This window comes from Pseudonocardia alni, assembly GCF_002813375.1.
Classification (GTDB): Bacteria; Actinomycetota; Actinomycetes; order Mycobacteriales; family Pseudonocardiaceae; genus Pseudonocardia; species Pseudonocardia alni.
Window position 1 is genome coordinate 120,555 of sequence record NZ_PHUJ01000002.1, and the last position, 23,566, is coordinate 144,120.

General features: G+C 72.2%; 17 protein-coding genes. 13 read left to right on the forward strand and 4 right to left on the reverse strand.

The annotated features are described in order from the left end of the window. Position 1: 1 nt before the first annotated feature. Positions 2-661 carry an RNA polymerase sigma factor gene (locus ATL51_RS01115; RefSeq protein ID WP_157818177.1) on the reverse strand — a complete coding sequence of 220 codons (660 nt, stop codon included), beginning with the start codon at positions 659-661 and terminating at the stop codon, positions 2-4. Between the two features lie 231 nt (positions 662-892). On the opposite strand from ATL51_RS01115, the gene ATL51_RS01120 reads away from it, so the two are divergent. Then, complete coding sequence (locus ATL51_RS01120) at positions 893-4,906, forward strand: nSTAND1 domain-containing NTPase (protein ID WP_100877329.1); 4,014 nt, start codon at positions 893-895, stop codon at positions 4,904-4,906. Here the strand turns inward: ATL51_RS01120 and ATL51_RS01125 are convergent. The 3 genes from ATL51_RS01125 to ATL51_RS27900 form a co-directional block, all read right to left on the reverse strand. Further along, positions 4,840-6,249 (reverse strand): hypothetical protein, encoded by a 1,410-nt coding sequence (locus tag ATL51_RS01125; RefSeq protein WP_100877330.1) that lies wholly within the window; start codon positions 6,247-6,249, stop codon positions 4,840-4,842. The two genes, ATL51_RS01120 and ATL51_RS01125, sit on opposite strands and share 67 nt — an antisense overlap. An 815-nt stretch (positions 6,250-7,064) precedes the next feature. Then, positions 7,065-7,499: a hypothetical protein gene (locus tag ATL51_RS01135; RefSeq protein WP_100877332.1), complete on the reverse strand. Its 435-nt coding sequence runs from the start codon at positions 7,497-7,499 to the stop codon at positions 7,065-7,067. Between the two features lie 227 nt (positions 7,500-7,726). Further along, positions 7,727-7,885 (reverse strand): hypothetical protein, encoded by a 159-nt coding sequence (locus ATL51_RS27900; RefSeq protein WP_157818178.1) that lies wholly within the window; start codon positions 7,883-7,885, stop codon positions 7,727-7,729. Between the two features lie 334 nt (positions 7,886-8,219). Here ATL51_RS27900 and ATL51_RS01140 point away from each other — a divergent pair, with 334 nt between their 5' ends. From ATL51_RS01140 to ATL51_RS01195, 12 genes are all read left to right on the forward strand, one after another. Further along, entirely contained in the window at positions 8,220-8,741 is a 522-nt protein-coding gene (locus tag ATL51_RS01140; RefSeq protein WP_100877333.1) for a hypothetical protein, read from the forward strand. Positions 8,742-9,178: 437 nt separating this feature from the next. Then, entirely contained in the window at positions 9,179-10,147 is a 969-nt protein-coding gene (locus tag ATL51_RS01145) for a MinD/ParA family ATP-binding protein (RefSeq protein ID WP_301548835.1), read from the forward strand. After that, positions 10,144-11,421 (forward strand): glycoside hydrolase family 16 protein, encoded by a 1,278-nt coding sequence (locus tag ATL51_RS28800; RefSeq protein ID WP_208622876.1) that lies wholly within the window; start codon positions 10,144-10,146, stop codon positions 11,419-11,421. The genes ATL51_RS01145 and ATL51_RS28800 overlap by 4 nt, the downstream gene beginning before the upstream one ends. A gap of 55 nt (positions 11,422-11,476) precedes the next feature. After that, positions 11,477-13,975, forward strand: a complete 2,499-nt coding sequence (locus tag ATL51_RS29195; RefSeq protein WP_100877335.1) for a transglycosylase family protein — start codon at positions 11,477-11,479, stop codon at positions 13,973-13,975. Between the two features lie 3 nt (positions 13,976-13,978). Next, positions 13,979-14,944, forward strand: coding sequence for a trypsin-like serine peptidase (locus ATL51_RS01160; RefSeq protein ID WP_100877336.1), 966 nt, complete (start codon positions 13,979-13,981; stop codon positions 14,942-14,944). After that, positions 14,944-16,008: a hypothetical protein gene (locus tag ATL51_RS01165; RefSeq protein ID WP_100877337.1), complete on the forward strand. Its 1,065-nt coding sequence runs from the start codon at positions 14,944-14,946 to the stop codon at positions 16,006-16,008. The genes ATL51_RS01160 and ATL51_RS01165 overlap by 1 nt, the downstream gene beginning before the upstream one ends. Positions 16,009-16,131: 123 nt before the next feature. Then, a complete protein-coding gene (locus ATL51_RS01170) occupies positions 16,132-16,452 on the forward strand; it encodes a hypothetical protein (RefSeq protein ID WP_100877338.1) in 321 nt (106 codons plus the stop codon). Beyond that, positions 16,452-17,318 (forward strand): hypothetical protein, encoded by an 867-nt coding sequence (locus ATL51_RS01175; RefSeq protein WP_100877339.1) that lies wholly within the window; start codon positions 16,452-16,454, stop codon positions 17,316-17,318. Before ATL51_RS01170 ends, ATL51_RS01175 begins: the two co-directional genes overlap by 1 nt. Beyond that, positions 17,315-19,018: a hypothetical protein gene (locus ATL51_RS28545; protein ID WP_167409933.1), complete on the forward strand. Its 1,704-nt coding sequence runs from the start codon at positions 17,315-17,317 to the stop codon at positions 19,016-19,018. The genes ATL51_RS01175 and ATL51_RS28545 overlap by 4 nt, the downstream gene beginning before the upstream one ends. Continuing rightward, positions 19,015-20,547, forward strand: coding sequence for an SCO6880 family protein (locus ATL51_RS01185; RefSeq protein WP_100877341.1), 1,533 nt, complete (start codon positions 19,015-19,017; stop codon positions 20,545-20,547). Before ATL51_RS28545 ends, ATL51_RS01185 begins: the two co-directional genes overlap by 4 nt. Beyond that, complete coding sequence (locus tag ATL51_RS01190; protein ID WP_226369789.1) at positions 20,544-22,322, forward strand: ATP-binding protein; 1,779 nt, start codon at positions 20,544-20,546, stop codon at positions 22,320-22,322. The genes ATL51_RS01185 and ATL51_RS01190 overlap by 4 nt, the downstream gene beginning before the upstream one ends. Before the next feature lie 7 nt (positions 22,323-22,329). Beyond that, complete coding sequence (locus tag ATL51_RS01195) at positions 22,330-23,496, forward strand: C40 family peptidase (protein ID WP_100877387.1); 1,167 nt, start codon at positions 22,330-22,332, stop codon at positions 23,494-23,496. Positions 23,497-23,566: the final 70 nt, after the last annotated feature.

The following is a 23,566-nucleotide window of genomic DNA, read 5'->3' on the forward strand; positions in this document are numbered from 1 at the left end:
GTCAGTAGAGGAGACTTGCGGAGGAGTCTAAAAGGTTCCCGCGAGCTTCGCGTTCTTTCGCACGGAGTTGTGCTCGCGCGGCGTTGGCCCGGTTGATGCGGCTGCGGACGGTCCCGATGGGCACGCCGAGGACCTCGGCAGTTTCCGCGTAAGAGAGCCCATTGACCTTGATCAGCTCGAAGGTCCGGCGCCACGGGGTGGGGATCTGGGCCAACGCCATGGCGATAAGGGCCCGGTCTGTGACCACGTCTGCGGGGTCGGCACCGACCTGTTCGGTGTCGGCAAGGCGGCTGGTGGAGATGTCGGTGACGCGGCGTTGGTCGCGTTGCCGGGTGCGAGCGGCGGTGCGGGCGGTGTTCTCGATGATCGTGCGAAGCCAGGCTCCGACCGAGCTGCGCCCGGCGTAGGTGTCGGCGCTGCGGAAGGCGCGTAGTAGACCGTCCTGCACAGCGTCATCGGCGTCGTGATGATTCTCCAGGACCCGGAGGGCGACGATACGGAGCAGGGTGCGGTGGCGCCGGATCAGCTCGTTGAACGACTGCGGGTCGCCGTCCAGGTGGGCGCGCAGCAGTCCGGCATCGGAGAGCGGGTCGAGTGCGTCGTCCCGTGCGCCGGGGGTACGGCTCGGTCCGGCAGCCTCGGCGGTGGACGTGTCCGTCATGGGCCGGGGCGCTGCCCGTGCGAGTCCGTGTCGAGCGAGCGGGATCGATCCTTCGGGGAGATCAATGCTCTGAGCCGACGCGGTCGGGCTCGTGCAGTCGAACATCAGCTGGCACCTCGGTCTATACGATGATCCCCCCGGACGTGGTCCGAGCGTCGCAACCCGGTGACGTAGATGGCCCCCTCATCCGGTCCAGCCGGGCGAACGACCAGGTCAGCACGGGCGATCTGGATGTTCACTGAGACGATCACGGCGCTCACTGAGAGGGAGCTGATGGCGGCACCGGAATGGTTCGTTGCGCACCTCGACGAGCTGAGACGAGTGCCAGGATCCCGGCCTGCGTCGGCGCGTACCTTGGCGGACTGGGCGGCCCAGATCGGTGATGCCGAGGCGCCCTCGAGGCCTACTATCAGCCGCTGGCTGAGCGGCACCACGCTGCCGACCGGGTTCCGTCAGTTGGAACTGATGGTTGTGGGCGTGCGGGAGCACAGTAGGAATCCGCCGCGCCAGGTGCGGGAGACGTTGCTGCGGGCGGGGTGGTGGCGAGGCGCCTACGAGCGCGCCCTCGCCGAGTCCGGCCGAGTAGATGCCGGCAACGGTCAGCAACCGCAGATCGTGTATCAGGGCCTGGCGCCATACGGCCGCCACGATGCTAAGCGCTTCTTCGGGCGTGGGCCGGCCATCGAGTCGCTGCGCACCCGCATCGATGCCATGTTCCGCTCGCGCGCGCCCGGGGTGCTCGTCGTGCTCGGCCCGTCCGGGATCGGGAAGAGCAGCCTGCTCGCCGCCGGGTTGCTCCCCGCTCTGGAGCGGCAGGGGTTGGACTCCGTTCCCGAGGCCGCAGACTGGCCTGCTGCGGTGATCACCCCTGGGCCGGATCCGCTCGCCGCCCTCGCCGAGGCGTTTGGCCCGCCCGGCCACTCCTCCTCGCCGGTCGTGGACACCGAGGCCTCGGCCGCTGGTCGTCCGATGTTCCTGGTGGTCGACCAGTTCGAGGAGGTCTTCACCGTCGACGAGGATCGTCGGCAGCGGTTCGTGACCGCCCTCGTCGACGCGGCCACACCGCGCGCCGACTCGACCACCCCAGCGGTGCCGGCCGGACCGGCCGCCGTGGTCCTCATCGCCTGCCGGAACGATTTCTATCCGGACCTGCGGCGCCTCGCGCCGCTGAAATCTGCGCTCGACGCCCCCTTCAACCTCGACCCGCTCACCAGTGACGAGCTGAGCGAGGCGATCAAGGAGCCCGCCCGACGTGCCGGGATCACGATCGGGAACGACCTGGTCACTCGGCTCCTTGCCGACTCGGGTGTGATCAGCGGCGGAACCGTCGACGGGCAGCTGCCGCTGATCTCCCACGTACTTGCCTTGATGAACCAGTCCGGCCCGATGACCGTCCGCGCCTACGAGCGGGTCGGCGGCCTCGACGGCGCGGTCGCGCACACCGCCACCCAGGCGTGGGAACGCCTGCAGGCCGCTGGGGTCGGCGACACCGCCCTGGCGCTACTCGTGCGAATGGTGCGGGTCGGAGACCACCACAGCCAGGACACCCACCAGAGGCTGGATCGGCACGACGTCGTCCCACTCGAGGGCCCCACCGCCCAGGCGCTGGATGTCCTGGCGGCAGCGCGGCTGATCACCGTCGGTGAGGACACCGTGCAGATCACGCACGAAGCATTGTGGCGGGCGTGGCCGCTGCTACGGGACGCGATCGATTCCGAGCGCACCGACCACGTGCGTCGACAAGCGATCGATCGGTCGGCGCGGATCTGGGATGGGGCAGGCAGGCCCGACGAACAGTTGTATCGGGGCACCCTGCTCAGCGACGCCCACCGGGTCACCACCCGCTCAGCCTCCGGCGCGGTGAGCGTCACCGGTATCACGCGTGAGTTCCTCGCCGCCGCCGATGAGCAGGAGCGCCGATTCGCACGGCGCCGCCATCGGGTCCGCGGGGCGGTGACCGCTGTCGTCGCAGTCATCGCCGCGTTGGCCGTCATCGCCGGCCATCAGGCCGTGACTAGGTACCAGTCTCAGCAGCGCGCCATCCTCGCCGAGGTCAAAGCCCACGCGAAGGCCTTGCAACCGACCGACCCCTCGATGGCCGCACAGCTCTACCTCGCGGCCTACCAGCGGCAACCCGACCCAGCGCTCTACACCACGCTGCTCGACACCCAGAACCAGCCGCTGGCACACCCGCTGCGCGGCCACAGCGGTGTGGCGCGCGCGGTGATCGCGGGCTCTACGGTGGTCAGCGGCAGCGATGACGGCACCATCCGGATGTGGGTCGCCGATCAGGCGGGGACACACCAGCCCACGAGCACACTCCCGGTGTCCGGACCGGTGACCGGGCTCGCGGTAGTTCCCGGCCGCCCGGTCGTTATCAGCAGCGTGGACAACGCGAGGTCAGATCAGAGCGTGCTGCAGGCATGGAGCGTCGCCGACCCGCGCCGCCCAACAGCGCTGACCCCGGAGTTGCCGAGCGGCCCAGCGGGGATCAACGCTCTGGCGGTCAGCCCGGACGGCAAGCTGCTGATCGCATTGGATGAGGATGGTGTCCTGGGTCTCTGGAACATCACCAACCCCGCCCGTCCGGTCGACCTCGGTGTACGGCTCCCCGGAGCGAGCACGAAGGTCTACGGAAGCGGTCTGGTGGTCAGCCCGGACGGAACTACTCTGACGGCCGCGGGGGACGGAGGCACGGTCGCCCGGTGGAACATCACCGACCCCGCCCGCCCGGTCCCACTGCCGGCACTGGACGGCGGCACGCCCCGGACCCAGGCCGTCGCGATCAGCCCCGACGGGGACGTCCTGGCCGCCGGTGGCGTGGCCGGCGCCCTGCGGCTGTGGGACACCTCGGATCCGGCCCGGCCCCGACTGATCGCACAGCCGTCCGTCGACCGCGCTTCATCCATTCTCGCGGCCGCTATCAGCCCGGACGGCACCACTCTGGCGGCGGCCTCGTCGGACAGCAGCGTGACGTTGTGGAACATCGCTGACCCCACTGGTCCGATCCCGCTCGGGCAGCCCCTGCGCACCGACAGCGGCCGCGGCATCGGTTCGGTCCAGTTCAGCCCGGACGGGAACAAGCTGATCGCCGGGAGTGGTGACGGGATCATCCGGGTGTGGTCGCTGCCGCAGACCCGGCTGACCGCCAGCTCGGGCACCGCGGTGGATCTGGCGTTCCGCGACGACGGCGGGATGTTGGCGGTTGGGAACCTGGACAACAACTCGATCTATCTGTGGGACACCACCGATCCAAGCTCGCCTGCCCCGGTGGGTCCTCCCTTGTCGCAGGGCGGTGCTCTTCGCGCCCGCGGGTTCAACGTCGATTTCGCCGGACGCGACGACGACGTGCTTGTCAGCAGCGGCGGGCGCACCATCCGAGCGTGGAGCATGCAAGACCCACGTCAGCCCACCCAGCTGGGGCCGGACCTTGTTCTACCCGTGGAGGTCGGCGGCCAGGCGATCAGCCCCGATGGGCGCACCCTCGCCGTAGGCGGGGCGGATGGTGCCACCCGGCTGTTCGATCTCACCGATCCGACGCGGCCCATGCCGCTGAATGTCTCGTTGGCCGGCACCCGCGGCGAGATCGTCGCCGCCCTCGATTTCAGCCCGGACGGGCGCACCCTGGCCACGGCGGGACACGACGGTCAGGTCCGGCTCTGGAATACCAGCGACCCCACCCGGGCCCGTGCTGTCGGTGCCCCATTGGTTGGGCATACCGACAACATCTATGGGCTGGCCTTCAGTCCCGACGGCACGCGGCTGGCCAGCGCCGGTTTCGACCACACCGTCCGGCTCTGGGACACCACCGACCCGGCATCAGCACGAGCGCAGGGCCCGCCACTGACCGCGCAGCGCAACGTTCTCGGGGAGGTGTCGTGGAGCCGTGATGGCACCACCCTGGCCGCGGCCAGCCATGACAGCACCGTGGCCCTGTGGAACGTCGCCGACCCGGTCCGGCCCACCGCGATCGGAAACCCATTGGGTGGGCACACCGACAACGTCTATTCCGCCGCCTTCTCGCCGGCCACTCCGTCGATTCTTGCCAGCGGCGCACGCGACCAGACCGTGCTGTTGTTCAACCTCGACGTTCATGAAGCGATCCGCCGGGTCTGCGCCGCCACCCCCGATACTTTGACCCCGCAGGCCTGGGACGCCTACGTCTCTCCGGACGAGTCCTACGAACCCCCGTGCGCGGACGCCGACATGGTCGGCGACGACCAGCGGTCGAGCGCGGCCTGGTAGGCCTCCGGCACCGTCCCGACCCGGTCGACCCGCCACGCTCTTTCCCTCTGGTCGGAAGGCACTGGTGGGATCTGAGCCGCGAGCTCGTTCAGCACGGCCGTGTCCCGCCACTGCTGGTCCTCGGCAAGCTGGCGTAGCGCGATGCGGGCCTCCGCGATCTCGCCTACACACTCGAGCGGTTTGTGTCCGTCCAACCCGAGCAGTTCTCGATATCCGGCGATCTGCGCTCGGTCGTCCAGGAGATCTCGCTGGAAGATCTGGACGAGCCGCGATCGGGGCATGACCGCCGCCAACGCCAAGAAGACCCACCGGCATTTCGCACAATCCAGACACCAACGCTCGGTCCTGTGCGGATCCGTGGACCGGACCACGACGTTGCAGCTGCTGAACAGCTCGTCGTAACCGTCGAGCGCCGCGAACATCCGGCAAATTTCTAGCTCGCCCATTCCACGCAGGAGCGAGAAGCAGCCCGAGGCGACTCCCGTGTGCTCGCGAAGAGCACGGTCGAGTGCCTGTTCTGCTACGGCGGATTTCGCCCACTGGTGGTTCACCTCGCGGCCGCGCCAGACCAGGTTCGGCTCGTCGGCCGAACGTTCGTTGGCCAGCACCGCGGGCCCGAGTCCATGCAGTGCTGCAACTGCGGTTCCGACCAGCGACGTCATCGCAGTCAGCGGCGCATGTCCCCGAAGGAGCGCCGTGTGCCGCATCAGCTGTTTCAGCTGTGGGTCCGGGCGCGGCCGGACCCGCAACAGCCTGACCTGCGCTCTTCTCATCAAGGGTTCGAGCTGTGGTTTGACTCGACGGTCGGTCGTAAATGCTGCCGGGTTGAGACCGCCGGACTTGAGGACCTCGAGCGCCACGACCGAGTCCTTTCCACCGCTGAACCCGACCAGGGGTGTGCGACCGCTGCCCCCCAGATTGTGCAACCGGTCGACCGGGTCCCGGTACTGGGAGCGCACAGGCAGATCCAGCACGTGCTCCAACTGATGACGGTGTGCGTATTCCGCGAGGCCTTCGCGGTAAAGCTGCTGAGCCCAGGCTGCGGCCGCCGGGGCAAGCGGCATTGCAGTGATCGACACCTGCGGCGGTGCCGATACTTTGTAGTAGAAAGTGCCGACAGCTATATAGAGTAGTTCCAATACCCGACGAAACGCCGTCAACTCAGTGTCGCCGACACCGCCCTCGGGCAGCGGGAACTTGACACCCTCAGTGAAGCACAACCGCTGGGAACTACCCTCGTGGACGAAATCGAACTCCGCGATGCCAGTCTCCGGATCGAAGCGGATCCCGGAGTAGACAAATGTGTGTATCGCGGGGAGGCGGTCATCGTCCGGCCAGTCCACAGGGCGCCTTCTCGTCGTCGCGGGGGTATGTCTTCTCGCTCGGGCGCGCAGCGCCTGGATGTGCTCGCCCCAGGGTGACAGCAGCGGACTGGACGCACGCTACCGCTGGCGCTGCGTGCTCACGGGCACCCCAGCGAGGCCTTCGCGGGTTCGTGCCCCTCCCTCCGCGGACACCTCCGGAGCGAGTCTGCTCTGCCAGGAACTTTGACACCGCCGCGCGGGTCTCCTCTCGATCCGCCCCTCCCAGGCGCGCTCCCAAGAGCTGAGGCAGACCTCGTCAGGCCGGCGAGGTCGGGACAGCGTCATTGACGGCTGGCCCGCAGGTCAGCACTGGATGGGCAGAGCGCCTCGCAGCGTCGCCTCGCCTCGGCTCGGCTCGGCTCGGCTCGGCTCGAAAAGTCTTGCAACGCGGGAACTTTCACCTCCACGACGCGAGTCTCCTCTCGGACCGACGCCCCGGTTGCGACCCAACCGGCACAGAAGCAGGCCCAGGACGGAGAGGCTATGTACCAGCCAAGTGCTGTAGTCCGTCACTACCCGGATTGCTCTGGTCCCCCCGCCCCTCGGGGAGAGACGACGTCCCAGCATGACGCCCGGCCGGCAGCCCTGATCAGCAGGCTGGAGCGGGAACTGACATCGCTGTCCAGCGCAGCCATCCACGCGCTGACCTCGATTCAACAGACGTTCGACGCGAAAGGTACCGGCGGCGCTGAGCCAGGGGGCGAGAGCACCGAACGGTTGCTGAGTCTCGCCGCGGAGGCACTCGAGTCGGCGCTCACGGCCCATCAGGCACTCCAAGCACGCATCGCGGCCGTTCAGGAGGAGCGGTGAGCCTGTTCGCTGTTCTGCATCTGCCGCAGGTCGTCGACGATCCGGGCGAGAGACTTACGAGTCTCGGGGCGCAGCTCACTGATGCCGCCGACCAGTGCGGCGAGGTCGGGATCCCGCAGCTTCGCGAGCATCTCGTGTTCGCCGTCGGTGAGGACGGGATGCGGGTCGTCGAGCAGGTAGGAGACCGAAACCTTGAAGTAGGTGGCCAAGGCTTCGATGGTGCTTCGGCGTGGGTTGGTGTTGCGTCCTCGCATCATCGTGTTCAGCGTGGCGCGCGAGACCTGTCCGCCCGCAGCTTCGATCCCCTCGACGATTTCGTCGAGGTAGAGAGCGCGGGCGCTACCGGGCGGGCGAGCGAGGTGGTTCAGCTTCTCGGCCAGCGTCCGCGGCGCGCCGCTGAGGCGAGGCTCGTCTGGCACCAGTCACCTCCGCACGAACACGCCGCCTCCGTGGGCGTGGCACGGGGCGCTGTGACGCTAGCTGCGCCCAGCGCCAGATCCCAGCCGGGGCGCCCACCCGCGGCTTAGGAACCGGATCTCGCACACGATCGGTTGACCAGCCGTCGCGCTGAGCGGATAGTGACGTGGTGTCGTCTTGTATTCTAGATTCTGCTGGCGATCTGATCTATTTTTATGGAGGAAGTCCGTCATGGCACCACCGTCTCGGCGGCACCGCGCAGGGCGGTGGGTGTGATGCCGATCCGGTCCCGTCCCGCACCGTCCTCCAGCGCACCGTGGCGCACCGCCCCCGGGTTGGGCTCCGACGGAGCCGCTGCCCCCATCAGCCGGACCTCGAGTACTGCCATCGACGAGCAGGAGAGCCATCCCAACGAGGGCACCGTGCGCGAACCTGCTCCCGTCTTGTTCCGCCCCCCTCTCCACCGCGCCCACGAGAACGAGCCCGCGACGAGCGCTCCCGCTCCGGCTGCTGTCGGCGACATCGACAAGGACCCGCCGGCCCGCGAGCAGAAGGTGGAACAGCCGACGCCGCCGGAACAGCCACGCGACGGCGAGGGCGACGCCACCGGTTCAGAACCCGCCGGTGCGCTCGCGCGACCCCAGGTGCGACTCGACACCGACCTCCCCCGCGAGGAGGTGGCCCCACCTCACCGTGGTCGGGCCACAGCAGCCGATACAGCCGTGACGCGCTACACCGCTGGCCAGGACTCCTTCTCCCGCTCGGTGCGATCCCTGGAGCCGATCTCGGACCTGGAGGCGGCGAGCTTCGCCGGCCGCTTCGCCGCCGACTTCCAGTCCTTCGACGAGGACGTCCCGAGCCGTCGGGCAGAGGTACTGCGGCCTCTGCTCGCTGACCCCCAGGCCAGCACCTGGGGGTGGTCGGGCGCGGGCAGGCAGCGCGCCGACTCACCGCTACCGGGCCGGATCTACCGGCCCAGCGACACGGTGGTGTTCGTCGAGGTGATCGTCCGTGTCACCACGTACGCGCGCGCCTGCCCGCAGCCCGACGAACCGGCGGCGCGCCCCACGGCGGTCGAGTCCGAGCTGACCGGAGTCGTGGGCCCCTCCTGTGCGCCTCCCGACGCCGACCCCACGTGGGTGGCGGCCGAGGCGAACTGGGTCCGGATGACGGTCCCGATCACCCGTGACGACGACGGCCACCTGGTCGTCGACCCGCACCTGCGTCCCACCGATTCCTCCTGACCCCCACCAAGAGGTAGCTGCTGATGTCCTCGTCCAACGGCACCAACAACACCCCCGCTGCCCCGTCCTGGCTCGACGCGGGCGCCGGATGGGCCGCTCCGACCACCGGGCACGACGGGGCCCAGGTCCCCGCGACCGAACCCGAGCCCCCGGCCGCGCCGGCGAGCGCGTCGGCGAACTGGCCGAGCAGCTCGCCATCTCGCCCGGCGGCGCCCGCGCCGGAGCGCTTCCTCGCCGAGCCACCGCTGACGAGGGCCGAACCGGTCGGTCGGCCGGCGTCGTCATCGGCAGCGTCGTCATCGGCAGCGTCGTCATCGGTAGCGTCGTCCGTGTCAGCGCCCGCCCCGGCGGACCCGCCCCCCGCCCCAGCTCATCGGGACCCGGTTGCCTCGGAGGATCCGCAGGCGTTCCGCCCGGCGTGGGACGAGCAGACCGGGGTGCTGTCGGGAGTGGTCCGCGAGCGGCGGGCCCGTCCTCAGCAGGGATGGCGCCACTTCGCCTACCAGCTGACCGGCGGCCGCTGGAACCCCGGACTGTCCGAGGCCGAGGCCCGGCTGCGCGACCAGCTGCAGAAGATCCGGACCCCGCTGCCCGGCCCGCACAGCGTCGTCGTCGGCTCGATCAAGGGCGGGATCGGCAAGACCACCGTGTCCGCGCTGCTCGGGCTCGCGCTCGCGGAGTACCGCGGGGACCGGGTCATCGCGATGGACGCCAACCCCGACGCCGGCACCCTCGGCGACCGCCTCGTCGGCGAGACCCTGGCCGCGAAGACCACCGTGCGCGACCTGCTCTACGCCCTGGACGAGATCCGCGCCCACACCGACCTGGCCGGCTACACCCATCTCGCCGGGCGCCTGCAGGTCCTCACCAGCGAGCAGGAACCGGAGCTGTCGGAGACGTTCTCCGCGGCCGACTACGAGGCCGCGCTGCGGCTGCTGGCCCGCTACTACAACGCGATCATCACCGACTCCGGAACCGGGATCGTGCACTCGGCGATGCAGGGCAGCCTGCGCCACGCCGACTCCCTGGTCATCGTCGGTGCGCCGACCAATGACGGCGCCTCCCGCGCCGCTCGCACCTTCCGCTGGCTGGCCGCCAACGGATACCGCCACCTCACCGAGGACGCGGTGGTGGTGCTGTCCTATGACCGCCACAGCCCTGACATCGACGACCGCGTGATTCGCGACTTCTTCGCCGAACGCTGCCGCGCGGTGATCGTCCTTCCCCCCGACCCGCACCTGCAGGCCGGCGGGATCATCGACTTCGACGCCCTCACCCCCGCCGCGCGCGACGCCGCGCTCGAGCTCGCCGCGACCGTCGCCGAGGGCTTCCAGGGCCGGCGCACCCACGGGCTGGCCAGCCACGGGTTCCGCACCCCGCCGACCGACCCCGGTGGTCCCCGGTGATCAGTCCCCAGCTGGTGGTGGGCGCCGCGCTGGCGCTCACCACCACCCTGACCGCGTCCGGGCTCGTCCCGGCCGCCGCCCCCGAGGGCGGGGTCGAGTGCGGGTGGCGGATCACCGCGGTGCACGTGCTCGCCGAGCTCACCGGCGACACCTCCGCGCGGGCGGAGAAGCTGCGCCGGGCCCTGCTCGACGTCGGCGCGAACAAGCCCGGCTTCATCCCGGCCCAGTGCTACGAGCCCGGCTCCGGCAACTCCAGCGGGTCCGGGTCCGGTGGGTCCGGTGGGTCCGGCAACGATTCCAGCGACACCGGTACGGCCCCGAGCACAGGCAACGGCTCGGGCAGCAACGACTCCGGTGGCAACGGCTCCGGTGGCAACGGCGCCGACGCGGGGAACAGCTCCGGCGGCGGGACGGCCTCGGGCGGCGGAGCTGCCAGCAAGTGCAAGACCACCGCGGCGGAGACGCTCGGCTGGGGCGAGCCGAAGGTGGCTGATGAGTTCGAGGGCACCTCGATCTCCGGGGACTGGAACGCCTACGACGGGCCCGGCCACGGCGGCAACGGCCGCCGGACCCCGGACGCGATCAGCGTCGCCGACGGGCAGCTGACCATCACCGGCTCGGAGAACGGCGACGCAGGCGGGATGGCCTGGTCGCCCCACAGCCAGCAGTACGGGCGCTGGGAGGGCTGCGCCCAGTCCCCGCCCGGGGCCGGGTCCCTGCACACCCTGTTCCTGCTCTGGCCGACCGCGGAGAACTGGCCCGAGGGCGGCGAGGTCGACTTCATGGAGATCTCCGACGGGACCCGGCAGAAGGTCGAGGGGTTCCTGCACTACGGCTCGGACAACTCCCAGACCCAGGGCTCGGTCGAGATCGACGCCACCGAGTGGCACGCCTTCGCCGTGGAGTGGACCCCGGACAAGATCACCTACCTCGTCGACGGCAAGCCGTGGTTCACCGACGACGACAAGTCCCACAACCCGCCCGGGCCGATGCACCTGACCATCCAGCTCGACTACTTCGGCGGTGACGCCTCAGGCGGGGCGGCGATGCACGTCGACTGGGTCCGCCAGTACGAGCTCACCGGCGGCGGAGCCTCGGCCGGGGTCGACGTCTCGGCCGGGCAGGACGGCGTCGACGCCGGCGCCGACGTGTCCCTCGGCGGCGACTCCGCCGGTCAGAGCAGCGGCGGCGGCTCCGGCGGCGACAGCGACCGCGGTGGCGATGGCGGTGGTGAACGCGGTGACTCCGGTGGCGGGTCCCGCGGAGGCGACTGACCGACCGACCTGCTCGTGAGACAGCCCCCGGATCACCTGACAGAGGACCTGTGACATGCCCTGGAACCGCACGCCGCGCCCCTCGTGGGCCGAGCACCTTCCCCCGTCCTCGCGCGGTCCTGCCGCGCGCCGCGCCGCGGTCGCGGTGCTGACCGCCGGAGCGCTGGTCGGGGTGACCGCGTTCTCGCTGAGCCCGCTGCCCGCCCAGCTCGGCCTGACCGCGGTCGGCTGCAACGAGGGCAAGGCCGTGCGCCAGCTCGAGGCCGCCCGCGAGACCCGCACCCAGACCCGGGCGTTGCTGGCCGATCTCGCCGTCAGCGACGACACCAGGGCTCAGGGGCTGGCCAGCGAGATCGCTGGGCTCGGTTTCACCCCCGCGACCCAGCCGCCCGGATGGCGGCAGAAGGCCGTGGACGTCTCCGACCAGCTCAACACCCTCGACGCCGCCGATCCGCACCTGCAGCAGGTCGCGGCCAAGCTGGCCCGCGCCGGGTTCGGCCCGACCCCTGCCGACCTGCTGCCCAAGGACCCGCCGCCGCCCTCACCGGGCCCGGTCGCCGAGCTGGGCGAGTCCCTCGGCAACGCCGCGGACAGCGCCGTCGGCGCGGTCACCTCCGCCGGTGAGGCGGTCACCGAGATCGGGAAACCCAAGCCCACGCCCAGCAGCGCCGGGTCCGCCGGACGACCTGCCGCCTCGAACCCCAAGCGCCAGGCCGAGCCCGCGCTGCCCCAGACCTGCATAGATCACGCCGGTGCCACCGCAGCCCCCGCCGCCCCAGCCCCGGCACCGAAGCCCGCTGCGCCGGCGCCGAAGCCCGCTGCGGCCGCACCCGCCCCAGCCCCAGCTGCGGCACCGGCGGCGCCCGCAGCGACACCGGACCCCGAACCGGACGAGGACTCGACCTCGGATACGACGCCGGACAGCGACGACACCAGCAGCCCGAGCACCAGCGAGACCAGCCCGGACAGCCCCGCCGACGACGGCGACGCCGCCGAGCAGCCCGACACCGGCGCGCCGAACACCGCCGACGAGACCGACACCGACTCCTCGGAACCCAGCTCCCCCGGCTCGGACACCTCCGACTCCGCCGACTCCGGCAGCTCGGACTCCAGTAGCTCGGACTCCGGTAGCTCGGACTCCGGGCCGTCGGACAACGACCCCACCACCGACGCCCCGGACGACACCGCGACCGACAGCAGCACAGACCTCGGTGCCGATTCCGGGTCCGGCTCGGACAGCTCGACGACCACGGACACCTCGCCGGGCAGCTCGGACAGTTCGTCGGGTCCGGGCGAGTCCTCCGGCTCGTCCGGGGGCGGTTCGGGCCAGGACCTGGAGAAGGCGCGGATCGCGTTGCAGCTGGTCGGTGAGCTGATGCAGGCTCTGGGTGCCAGCTCGGACGCCGATGCCGGTCAGGTCCGCGACTCCGTGCTCGGGGTTCTGGACCGTGAGCAGCTGGAGAAGCTCGGGGCCGACCCCGCGGACCTGGCCAAGCTCGACCAGCTCGACGACCTCGGTTCCGGGGACTCCCCCGCCTCATCGGGCTCCGGGGCGAGCGACACCGGCACGGACAGCACCGGCTCCGACAGCACCGGCCCGGCCGATTCCGACGGCGCCGGTTCGGGCTCCTCGGATACCGACTCTTCGACGACCTCGGGCTCGGGTGACACGCCGACGACGTCGTCGTCGGGCGGTGGTGAGTCGTCGTCGACGACCGAGCAGGCCAGTGACGGTGGCGCAGGTGATGCGTGGGAGGCCGGGGCGGAGAAGCTGGCCGAGCAGGTGCGCGACGCCGCCGACGCCGACCCGTTGGCCGAGCAGCTCGCCGAGAAGCTCGACGCCGCAGGCATCGGCTCCAGCACCGACTCCGGCTCCGACTCCGGCACCGGCTCGGGCTCGACCCAGCCCGATGAGCAGGCGACGGACGGCACGGGGCAGGGCGAGACCGGCAGCGCCGAGCAGCCCTCCACCGGGAACGGCGACGCCGACACCGGTGCAGCGGCCGGGTCGGGCACCGGCTCCGGCAGCGACGCGGCGGGCGGCGACGTGCAGAGCCCGCAGGCCGGGGACCCGATCTCGCGGCCCGGCGCGGACCAGAACGGGCAGGGCCAGACCGGGGCGGGGCAGGCCGACCAGCCCATCGACCAGCAGGGCGACAGTGCCGGAGAGGCCGGGCAGACCGGCTCCGACGAGCAGGGAAGCTCCGACGGGCAGAGCGACCCGGATGCGCAGGGCGGCTCCTCCGAGGACGGGGAGCAGCCCCGGGACCCGGAGGGATCCGAACCCGCACCGGCGGCCGGTGACAGCGCGCAGGCCGCGACCTGGGACCGGCTCGCCCAGTGCGAGTCCGGCGGGGACTGGGCGATCGACACCGGCAACGGCTACTCCGGCGGCCTCCAGTTCGACCAGGCCACCTGGGCGGCCTACGGCGGCACCGGCTCGGCCCACGAGGCCAGCCGCGAGGAGCAGATCGCGGTCGCGGAGAAGGTCCGCGCCGACCGCGACGGCTACTCGGCATGGCCGGCGTGCTCGAAGAAGCTGGGTCTGGCCTGAACGATGACCAACCGCAACTGGCGCACGACGTCGACGACCACGGTCCTCACCACGGTGATGACCGCGGCGTTGGCGCTGGCGCTGTGGACCTCCGAGGCCCCGCAGGGCACTCGGGTGGTGGGACTCGGGTCGGCCGCACCGTGGGGGTCGGCCGACCCGAGGACCCCAACCGCACCCCTGGCGCCTACGCCGCCGGTGCAGGGCCAGGCCGGCCCGGTCGTCGGCGGCCTGTCGGCGACCTCGGTCGGCGTGCTGGTCGTCGACGGCGGACGCCACCAGTGCTCGGCGGCGGTGGTCGCCTCGCGGTCGCGGCGGGTGCTGGCCACCGCGGCGCACTGCGTGTGGCTCGACGGCGGCTGGCGGGTCGACGGGGCGTTCTTCATCCCCGGCTACGCCGCGGGTGAGGAACCGCTGGGCCGGTGGACCGTCGACACCGCCTACGTGCCACCGGCCTGGCAGCAGATCGACTCCCCCATCAACGACGTCGCCGCCGACACCGACTTCGCGTTCGTGACGCTGCTGCCCCGCGACGGGGTCCTGCCCGAGCAGGTCCTCGGCGCGCAGGGCATCCGCTTCTCCACCCCCGACCGGCTCCCGGTCGCCGCGCTGGGCTACCCGGCCACCGGCGTCTACGACGGGCAGTCCTTGCGGGGCTGCGACGGCCCCGCCGCAGTCGAGACCTTCACCCGGCCGGACCGCGACGGCGGGCAGGTGCTGGCGATGACCTGCGACATGACCGAGGGCGCCTCGGGCGGGCCGTGGCTGGCCGGCCCGGACGCCGCAGCCGGGCGCGGGCAGGTCGTCGGGGTCGTGTCCGGCGGCGATGCCACCCAGCTGGTCTCACCCCGATTCGGCGCCGCAGCCCGCGAGATCTACGAGGCCGCCGACTCCGCCGCCCTGATCCCCGACCAGCCCACCACCCCCGACCCCGCGCTCGCCCGGACCGCCCCTCGAGGAGGGACCAGCTGATGACCTCACCCCGGAACGCGGCCGACCCGCACCACCGCTGGGCAGGGCCGGGGGCATCGCCGCCGCGCAGCCCGTACGAGCTCAACCACCGCCTCGGCGCCGCCGCGCGCACCCGCGCCCCGGGCGGGCTGGGGGTAGTCGACACCGAGACCATCGTCGACACCACCTCCGCCGCAGCCGCCGCCGACCAGGGCCACGGTCCGGACCCGATCGAGGTCGCCGAGCAGCTCGGCGCGGCCACCGACGCCGCCCAGGACCGCACCCGCACGGTGTTCCCCGAGTCCCGCCCGGTGTCCTGGGCGGCGTTCGGGCCGCTGATCCCGGTGCTCGCCGGGTCCGCGGGCGCCGGCGCCTCGTGTGTCGCGGCCGCAATCGTGGACGCGCTGCAGCAGGACCAGCGGTGCGCGCTGCTGATCGACGCCGACGACCCAGCCCGCTCCGGACTCGCCGGTGCCTCCTCGGTGGACGGCCCCTGGACCCGGCAGGTCAACGACCACCTCACCGTGCGCTACAGCTGGCGCGCCGACGCGCTGCTGGCCCGGCTGGAGACCCGCGACCCCGCAGCACTACCGACCATCACCCCCGGGATGGTGCCCCCACCCCCGGACTGGCTGCCCGACCCCGCACCCGACCCGCTACACGCCACCGTCGTCGACCTCGGTCACGGCGGCTGGCGGGCCGCCGCGACCCCGATCTACGGCGCCGGGGGCTGGCTACGCCGCGGCCTTCCCTCCCAGCGCCCGATTCTGGTGGTGCGCGCGACCCGCCCGTCGCTGCGCCAGGCCGAGCAGCTGCTCGCCCGCCTGGACCCCTGGGTGCAGCGCGGCCTGGCCACCCCGATCTACCAGCTCGTGGTCAACGGCGCCCGCAAGTGGCCGACGGGGGTGGCCGGCGCCGCCGGGCCGCGGGTCGCGGCCCTGCTGGACGAGGCCCTGTTCGTGCCGCACATCCCGGCCTGGGAGCTCGGCGGGGTCACCGACGAGCCCAGCCCCCCGAAGGCGGTGGAGGCGCTGCGCCCGCTGCTCGCCTCCTGGCGGCTCATCCCCTCGCCGAGGCGCCGCTGACCAGCCGCCCGGTCCGCCCCGCTGCGTCCGGCCCCCCCACACCGGCACCAGCCCACACCTTCACCCCGGCACCACTACGTCCAGCACCACACCGTCCATCCCACCCCTCCTGCGGAGCGCGCCATGTCTGTCATCAACGTGATCAACGAATCGCTGACCCAGATCCATCTGTTGCCGACACAGGACCTCCCCAAGCCGAGCCCGATCGAGCCCCCCGGCGCCGGGGCCATCCGCGACATCGTCGGCTACATCCAGTGGATCGCCGGGGTCTGCATCGTCGGGCTGTTCTTCGGCGGGATCGTCGCCTCGACCGCGGGCCGGCTCTGGGACCACCACGGGTCCGGACGTCTCGGGGCCCGCCTGATCGTCGGTGCTCTCGCCCTGGCCGTGCTGTACGGGATCGGCTACGGCGTGGTCAACCAGTTCGCGAAGACGAGCGCCTGATGGCCCGCCTGATGAACCCTGACGGCCGGCAGATGTACTCGCGTCCCGGGCGCCCGGGGCCGGGCGAGCGAGGGCGCGCGATGCTCATCCTCGGTGGGGTCGGTGTACTCCTGCTGGGACTGATCATCGCGGTGATCATGTTCGTGACCGGCATGTTCACCGGATCCGAGACCACCGGCCCCCGGCCGTCTGCGGACCCGATGCTGTCCTCCCCGGGGCTCGGCCCGTCCGCGGGGAGCGGCCCGCAGGCCGAGGCGGCGCTGGCACAGGCGCCGATGCTGCAGCTACCGGTCAGCGCCGTGTCACCGCGGACGCTGAGCACCCGCACCGCGGGACCACCGATCGCGCTTCCGCAGCCCGAGCAGGTCACCGGTTCCCTCGTGCCGACCGGGTTCCCTGCCACCGAGGCGGGCGCGCTGGCCCAGCTCGTGGAGCTGATGAAGGTCGGGATGGCCGATGCCGATCCCCAGACCTGGGCGCGCGCCTACGACTCGCTGGCCGAGCCCGGCGCGCTACCGGCCGCGCAGACCCGGACCAGCCAGGACCTCGTCGATCTGCGCCGCGGCTCCAACATGAACCCGACCGGCCCGCTGCGGTCCGGGATGCGCATCTCGTGGGCGCCGACCAGCGTGATGGTCAAGGGCACCACCGACGACGGCACCTACACCGTGGCCTGCGCGCTCGGCGAGCTCGTCGCCGACAACGACGGCCGGGTCGTGAGCTTCGGGTGGGGCAACTGCCTGCCGATGCGCCGGGTCGGTGACCAGTGGCGCATCGCCTCGGGCCCGACCGCGGCCACCGCGCCCTCGGCCTGGCCGGGCAGCGACGAGGCGGTCTCGGCCGGCTGGCGGGACATCACACGATGACCGCGCTCCTGCTGCCGCTCCAACCGGCACCACCGCCCGATGGCGGGGGTGGGCCGTCCGGCCCGAGCCTGGGCGACTACATCTCCAACCCCATCGGGTCGGCGGCGCAGTCCGCGTTCGACACCGCCATGCAGAACGTGTGGAACGCCGGGATCTGGCTGCTCAAGGCCGGGTTCACCCTGGCCGACCAGGTGTCCACGGTCGAGCTGGACAGCGTCACCGGCCAGAGCCAGGGGGCGTCGTCGCTGTGGTCGTCACTGATGGGCGTGGCCGGGATGATCGCGCTGGGCCTGTTCTTCTTCCAGCTGATCTCGGTCGCGCTGCGCGGCGGGCGGGGCATGTTCCGCGCGTTCACCGGGCCGCTGCAGTTCGGTCTGGCGATCGCGCTGACCACCGGCGTCGTCGTGGCCCTGCTGCAGACCTCCGACGGGCTGACCGAGTTCTTCCTGTCCCGCCTCGACGGCGCCACCTCCTTCGACCAGGCACTGGCCAACGACACCGTCGCCGCCCGGATCGGGGAGAACCCCGACCTGGGCGAGGTCGAGGACAGCGCCCGCTCGATGATCCTCGGGCTCGCCGCACTGTTCGGGATCATCCCGGCCGGCATCGGCTTCGCCCTGCAGATGATCTTCCGGCAGGCCGCGATCCTGGTGCTCGTCGCCACCATCCCGATGCTGGCGGCGATGCTCGTCGCCGACTCCACCGCGCCGTCGTTCTGGCGCGGCGTGCGCTGGTTGCTCGCCGCGATCCTCATGAAGCCCGCGCTCGCGCTGGTGCTGCTGATCGGTGTGTCGGTGATGGCCCGGGCCGAGGGCGTCGCCGGGCTCCTGGCCGGGACCGCGGTGCTGCTGGTCAGCCTGTTCTGCCCGATGGTGCTCTTCCGGTTGCTGGCCTTCGTCGACCCCGGCACCGGCGCGGGGATGGCGCTGCGCTCCGGCGGGTCCCGCGGCTCGTCCGCACCGGGTGCGGACGGCGGCACGAGTGAGTCGATCAACGTTGCCCGCATGGCGCGCTCGGGCAGTGGTGGGGGCGGTCCGTCGGCCGGGGGCGGTGGCGAGTTGGGCGGCTCCACCGCGGCCTCCCCGACCGCCGGGTCCACCGCGGCCGCCGGACGCGCCGGCGGCGCCGGTGCGGGCGCTGCCGGTGGCGGCGCGGGTGGCGGCGCGGCGGCGGGCGGTGCTGCCGCCGGGCTGGGCGCGGTCGGTGGTGTCGCGGCCGCGGCGGTCGTCGGCGGCTACATGGCCACCAAGGCCGCCGGGCAGGCCGCCGGGGGCTACGCCTCCTCCCAGATGGCGCAGACCGGCGTCGGGCACCCCGGCCCCGCACCCGCCGCCGGTGGTGGAGACGTCAGCTCGGCGGCCGGCGACGCCTACGCGGGGGCGACAGCCACCTCGGGCTGGTCAGGCCAGCCCGCGGGCGGCGACAACGGGCCGATCGAGCCCGGTGGCGCCCCGGCAGGTGGCTCGGAGCCGGAGCCGGCCCCGCCCAGCGTCGACGCCGGGCCCCCCGAAGCGGGACGCCCCGACTCGGGCCCCTCGACCCCGCCCCGCCCTCATGAGGCCCCTCCGGTGAACACCGGCTCGGACGGGCCCTCCACGACGCCGGAACCGACTGACACCAGCACGACCGCATGGGCTCCCGCGCCACCCCGCCCCGCCCCTGACCGTGCTGCCCCCGATCGAGAGGACCGCGACCGATGAGCACCGCCACCGGGCCTGTCGGCCCGCGCGTGTACCGCGGGCTGAACCTCAAGGAAGGGATGGGCTGGATCGCCGGGATGACCCCGGTCCAAGCATTCCTGGTCGCCGCCGCGTGCACCCCGGCCCTGATCGCGATGTCGCGCAACCAGTGGTCCACCGCGTTCAGCTGGGGCGTGTTCGCCGCCGTGCTGGTCGTGCTGATCGTCGTCCCCGTCCACGGCCGCCCCGCGTTCCGCTGGCTGGCCGACCTGATCATGTTCCAGACAGGAGTGCTGATGCGCTGGTCACCCTGGCAATCACGCGCCGCGGCCGGGCTGGCCGGTGACCGCAGCGAGCCCGACCTGCCCGGCGTGCTGTCGCGCCTGGAGTTCCCCGACGGCCCGGAGTTCCACGGCTCGCGGATCTGCCTGATCCACGACACCGACCAGGGACGCTGGGGTGCCACCGCTCGCCTGACCCACTCCGGTGTCGGGATGCTGTCCGACGACGAGTGCACCGAGCTCGCCCGCCGCCTCGGCTCGATGCTCGTCGGACTCGGGCACCGCGAGGTCGTCGACCGCATCTCGCTGCTCGTGCGCACCGTTCCCGACGACGGCACCGAGTACGCGGTCTGGCGCGAGCGCCACCAGCGCGCCGACGCCCCCACCCTGGCCCGGCAGGTGACCACCGAGATCGACCGCGACGTCGCCTCGGTCAGCGTGCGGACCGAGCTGTTCGTGACCGTGTCGGGCACCGAGGACGCGCTGCGCCGCCCGGCCAAGGCCGCCGGCGGCGGTGTCGCGGGCCGCGCGTACGCCCTCTACCGCGTCCTGGAAGCCGTCGCCGACGGTCTGCGCGGATTGGGCGTGCAGTCGGTGACCTGGCTGACCTCCACCGGGGTCGCCGAGGCCATCAAGACCGGCTTCAACCCCGCCACCGCCGCCTCCCTGCAGTACCAGCACCTCATGCGGCCCGACCCGGACGGCTCGGTGGGGCTACCGATCTCTCAGGCCGGCCCCGCCCTCGCTCCCGCGCCGGCCGCCCGGGCCTATCACCACGACGGGTTCTCCTCGGTCTCCTACGCGGTGCAGCCCCCGGAATCCGGGACGATCTTCGGCTCCCTCGGCCCGCTCCTCGCGGTCCGCACCGCAGGAGAGCGCCGCACCCTGCAGATCCACTACGAGATCCTGTCCCAGGCCGCCGCCGCCCGGGAGGTGCGCTCCCAGCGGTTCCGCAACAACGTCCTGGTCGACGCCAAGGCCCAGCGCGGGTTCAACACCACCGCCGTCGACACCCGCCGCCAAACCGGCGCCCGCGAACAAGAAGCAGCGGTCGCGGCCGGGCACGCCCTGGTCCGCTTCACCGTGGCCTCCTCGCTCACGGTGCCCGCCGAGTGGAACCTCGAGGACCACGCCGCCCGTCTGGAGAACGACTCCTCGGGCCGGTTCCGGCTGCTGCGCCTGGAACTGGCCCAGGACTCCGCCTTCGTCGCCGCGGCCCTCCCGGTCGGGATCGGGCTGCCCCGTCTGACCAGGGCGTTCGACTCATGAGCATCTTCGGTAAGCGCCGCCACGTACAGCCGCGCACCACCAGCGACCTGCTGAGCCAGTTCACCGACCTCGACGGCATCCCCGTCTCCGCACCCGCCGACCCCATCGGCCCGGACGAGGAGCGCGCCAACGGCCGGCGAGGCGGCCGGAGTCGGGTCAACCAGGCCACCGCCCCCCGCCAGGGCCACCGTGAACCGGGCCGCGGATGGGCCGCGGTCGACGCAGCCCGCCGGGCCCCGGTCTACCGGGCCACCACCGCCGAGGTCGGCGGACTGTTCCCGCTGCTGGCCTCCAACGGCGTCCCGGCCATCGGCGCCCGGCTGGGCTACGACACCCAGTCCGGGGGCGCCTTCTACGTCCACCCCACCGAGTGGGTGCTGCGCCAGATGGTCACCAACCCGAACCTGGTGGTGTTCGGCGAACCGGGCCGCGGCAAGTCCTCCACCGTCGTCGCTTTGATGCTGCGGATGATGCTCTTCGGCGTCCGCTCGCTGATCTCCGGTGACGTGAAGGGCGAGTACACCCCGCTGCTGCGCTCGCTCGGGATCACCCCGATCGCGCTCGGCCGCGGTAGCCACCACCGCCTCAACGCCCTGGACCTCGGACCCATCCGATCGAGGTGGGGCACCTGGAGCACCGAGCGGCAGCGCGAGGAACTCACCGGCATCCTGGCGCGCTGGACAAGGCTGCTGACCGCGCTGGCCGAGGCCCAGGGCTACGACCCGACCGTCACCGACGAGCACGTCCTCTCCACCGTGCTCAACCGGCTCGTCGGCGCCGAGCACGGCGCGGACGAGCTGCGCCCGATCACCATCCCCGACGTCGTCGACCAGCTCGCCCACCCCGACGACGACCTGTGGCAGGCCACCCGCTTCGCCTCCCACCGCCAGTTCCTCGACCACACCCGCCAGATCACCGACGCCCTGTCCAACCTCGTCGTCGGCCCGCTGTCGGGGTTGTTCGACGAGCCGACGAACTTCGACCTCGACTGGGACGCCCCCGTGCAGTCGATGGACCTCTCGCTGCTGCGCAGCAGGGGCGATCAGGCAATCGCGGTCGCTCTGACCTGCCTCGGCTCCTGGTCCTCGATGATCACCGACCTGCAGGACGACGGCGACGTGCGCATCGTCGTGCGCGACGAGGTCTGGCGGCAGATGCGACTCGGGCTGCGCGCGGTCCAGGCCGTCGACTCCGACCTGCGCCTGTCCCGCGCCGAACGCAAGATCCAGCTCCTGGTGATGCACAAGCCCTCCGACCTGCTCTCCGTCGGGGCCGCCGGCTCCCAGGAGGTCTCCATCGCCAAGGACCTGCTCGCGCTGTGCTCGACCCGGATCCTGCTCGGCCAGTCCACCCGGGTCGGCGACGAGCTCGCCGACGAGCTCGGACTGTCCGAGCGTGAACAGGCCGTGCTCACCGGCTGGGCGATGGAAGGCCAGGGCCGTGCGCTGTGGAAGCTGGAGAACCGCCCCGGCATGAAGATCCAGACGGTCCTCTCCCCCACCGAGCGGGCCATCTTCGACACCAATGCTGGGCTGCGCTCCCGAGACGACCAGCCCCACGCGACACCGCAGCACCCCGCGCTCCAGGAACCCTCACCGCCGACCGGGCGCCCAGGCCGCCCACGGCTGGTGCCGGTGAGCGCCTCCACTCCCGACCCCAGCCTCGACGCCGCCGCGCCCGCCGCCGTCGAGCACCTGGCCGCGGCCGTCAGGATCTCGACCAACGGCACCGGCCACAACGGCCGTGGCTCCGGCGGCGCACCGCCGCGACGGTGACCTGACGGTGGACCAGAAGAAGAGCACCATCGCCCTGGCGGTCGGCGCGGTCATCCTCGTCTTCGCCGGCGCCGTGCTGACGATGGGCGTGGGCATGCTGACCATCGTCGCCGGGGGCGCGCTCCCCGGCGGGGGCTGCGGCGGCGATGGCGGCCTCGGCGGCGGGTCGCAGACGATCGGCGGCACCGACTGGAACGCTGAGCAGACCGACAACGCCGCCACGATCGTCAACATCGTCGTCCAGCGCGGCCTCCCGCGCCGGGCCGCGGTCATCGCGATCTCCACCGTGATCGTCGAATCGAGACTGGTCAACGTCAGCCACGGCGACCGCGACTCCCTGGGCCTCTACCAGCAGCGGCCCTCGCAGGGCTGGGGCTCACCGGAGCAGGTCCTCAACCCCGACTACGCGACCCGGATCTTCCTGGACCGCCTCATCGCCCTGCCCGGCTGGGCGACCATGCCGCCGGGCACCGCCGCGCAGGCGGTGCAGCGCTCGGCGTTCCCCGACCGCTACGCCCCCCAGGAAGCACCGGCCGCAGCCCTGGTCGACCGGTTCTGGGTCGGCCCGGACAACCCCGCCCCCGCCGCACCCGGTGCCGCACCGGACGTGCAGCTGGCCTCGACCGCGTTCGCCTGCCCCGACCAGGGCGGCGCCGGGGTCCCGCTGGCCCCGTCGAACATCGACCCGACCAAGCTCCCGCCCGGGTTCGTCCCGCCCACCGACCCCGCACAGCGCGCCGCGGTCACCTACGCCCTGGCCCAGCTCGGCAAGCCCTACATCTGGGGCGCCAAGGGACCCAACGGCTTCGACTGCTCCGGGCTGATGCTCGCCGCCTGGGCCGCCGCAGGCGTCCCGATCCCCGCAGGGACGGTCAACCAGAAGAACGCCGGCACCCCCGCCAGCCCCGCGACCATCGCCCCCGGCGACCTGGTGTTCATCCCCGGCTCGCTCGGCTCCCCCACCAACCCCCGCCACGTCGGCATGTACGTCGGCAACGGCCTGGTCGTCAACGCCTACGACTCCAGCACCGGAGTCATCCTGCAGCCGCTCTCGGACTGGGCCGACAAGATCACCCACGTCCGCCACATCGCCGGCCCCGCCGGTGCACCGGCCCCGGCGCCCGTCCCCGCTGCCCGCGCTGAAACAGCCCTCGCCGAGGCCGCGGGCTCATGACCGCCGCCCCTCGCCTGACATCACCAGCAGCCGCTCCCCGGGAGGACCCGTGCTGATCAACCGACGGAAG

Bases quoted from the DNA above. Each gene is read 5' to 3' on its own strand.
- ATL51_RS01115 (WP_157818177.1), bottom strand. From the start codon at position 661: ATGACGGACACGTCCACCGCCGAGGCTGCCGGACCGAGCCGTACCCCC.
- ATL51_RS01120 (WP_100877329.1), top strand. From the start codon at position 893: ATGTTCACTGAGACGATCACGGCGCTCACTGAGAGGGAGCTGATGGCG.
- ATL51_RS27900 (WP_157818178.1), bottom strand. From the start codon at position 7,885: ATGGCAGTACTCGAGGTCCGGCTGATGGGGGCAGCGGCTCCGTCGGAG.
- ATL51_RS29195 (WP_100877335.1), top strand. From the start codon at position 11,477: ATGCCCTGGAACCGCACGCCGCGCCCCTCGTGGGCCGAGCACCTTCCC.
- ATL51_RS01160 (WP_100877336.1), top strand. From the start codon at position 13,979: ATGACCAACCGCAACTGGCGCACGACGTCGACGACCACGGTCCTCACC.
- ATL51_RS01165 (WP_100877337.1), top strand. From the start codon at position 14,944: ATGACCTCACCCCGGAACGCGGCCGACCCGCACCACCGCTGGGCAGGG.
- ATL51_RS01170 (WP_100877338.1), top strand. From the start codon at position 16,132: ATGTCTGTCATCAACGTGATCAACGAATCGCTGACCCAGATCCATCTG.
- ATL51_RS01175 (WP_100877339.1), top strand. From the start codon at position 16,452: ATGGCCCGCCTGATGAACCCTGACGGCCGGCAGATGTACTCGCGTCCC.
- ATL51_RS28545 (WP_167409933.1), top strand. From the start codon at position 17,315: ATGACCGCGCTCCTGCTGCCGCTCCAACCGGCACCACCGCCCGATGGC.
- ATL51_RS01185 (WP_100877341.1), top strand. From the start codon at position 19,015: ATGAGCACCGCCACCGGGCCTGTCGGCCCGCGCGTGTACCGCGGGCTG.
- ATL51_RS01190 (WP_226369789.1), top strand. From the start codon at position 20,544: ATGAGCATCTTCGGTAAGCGCCGCCACGTACAGCCGCGCACCACCAGC.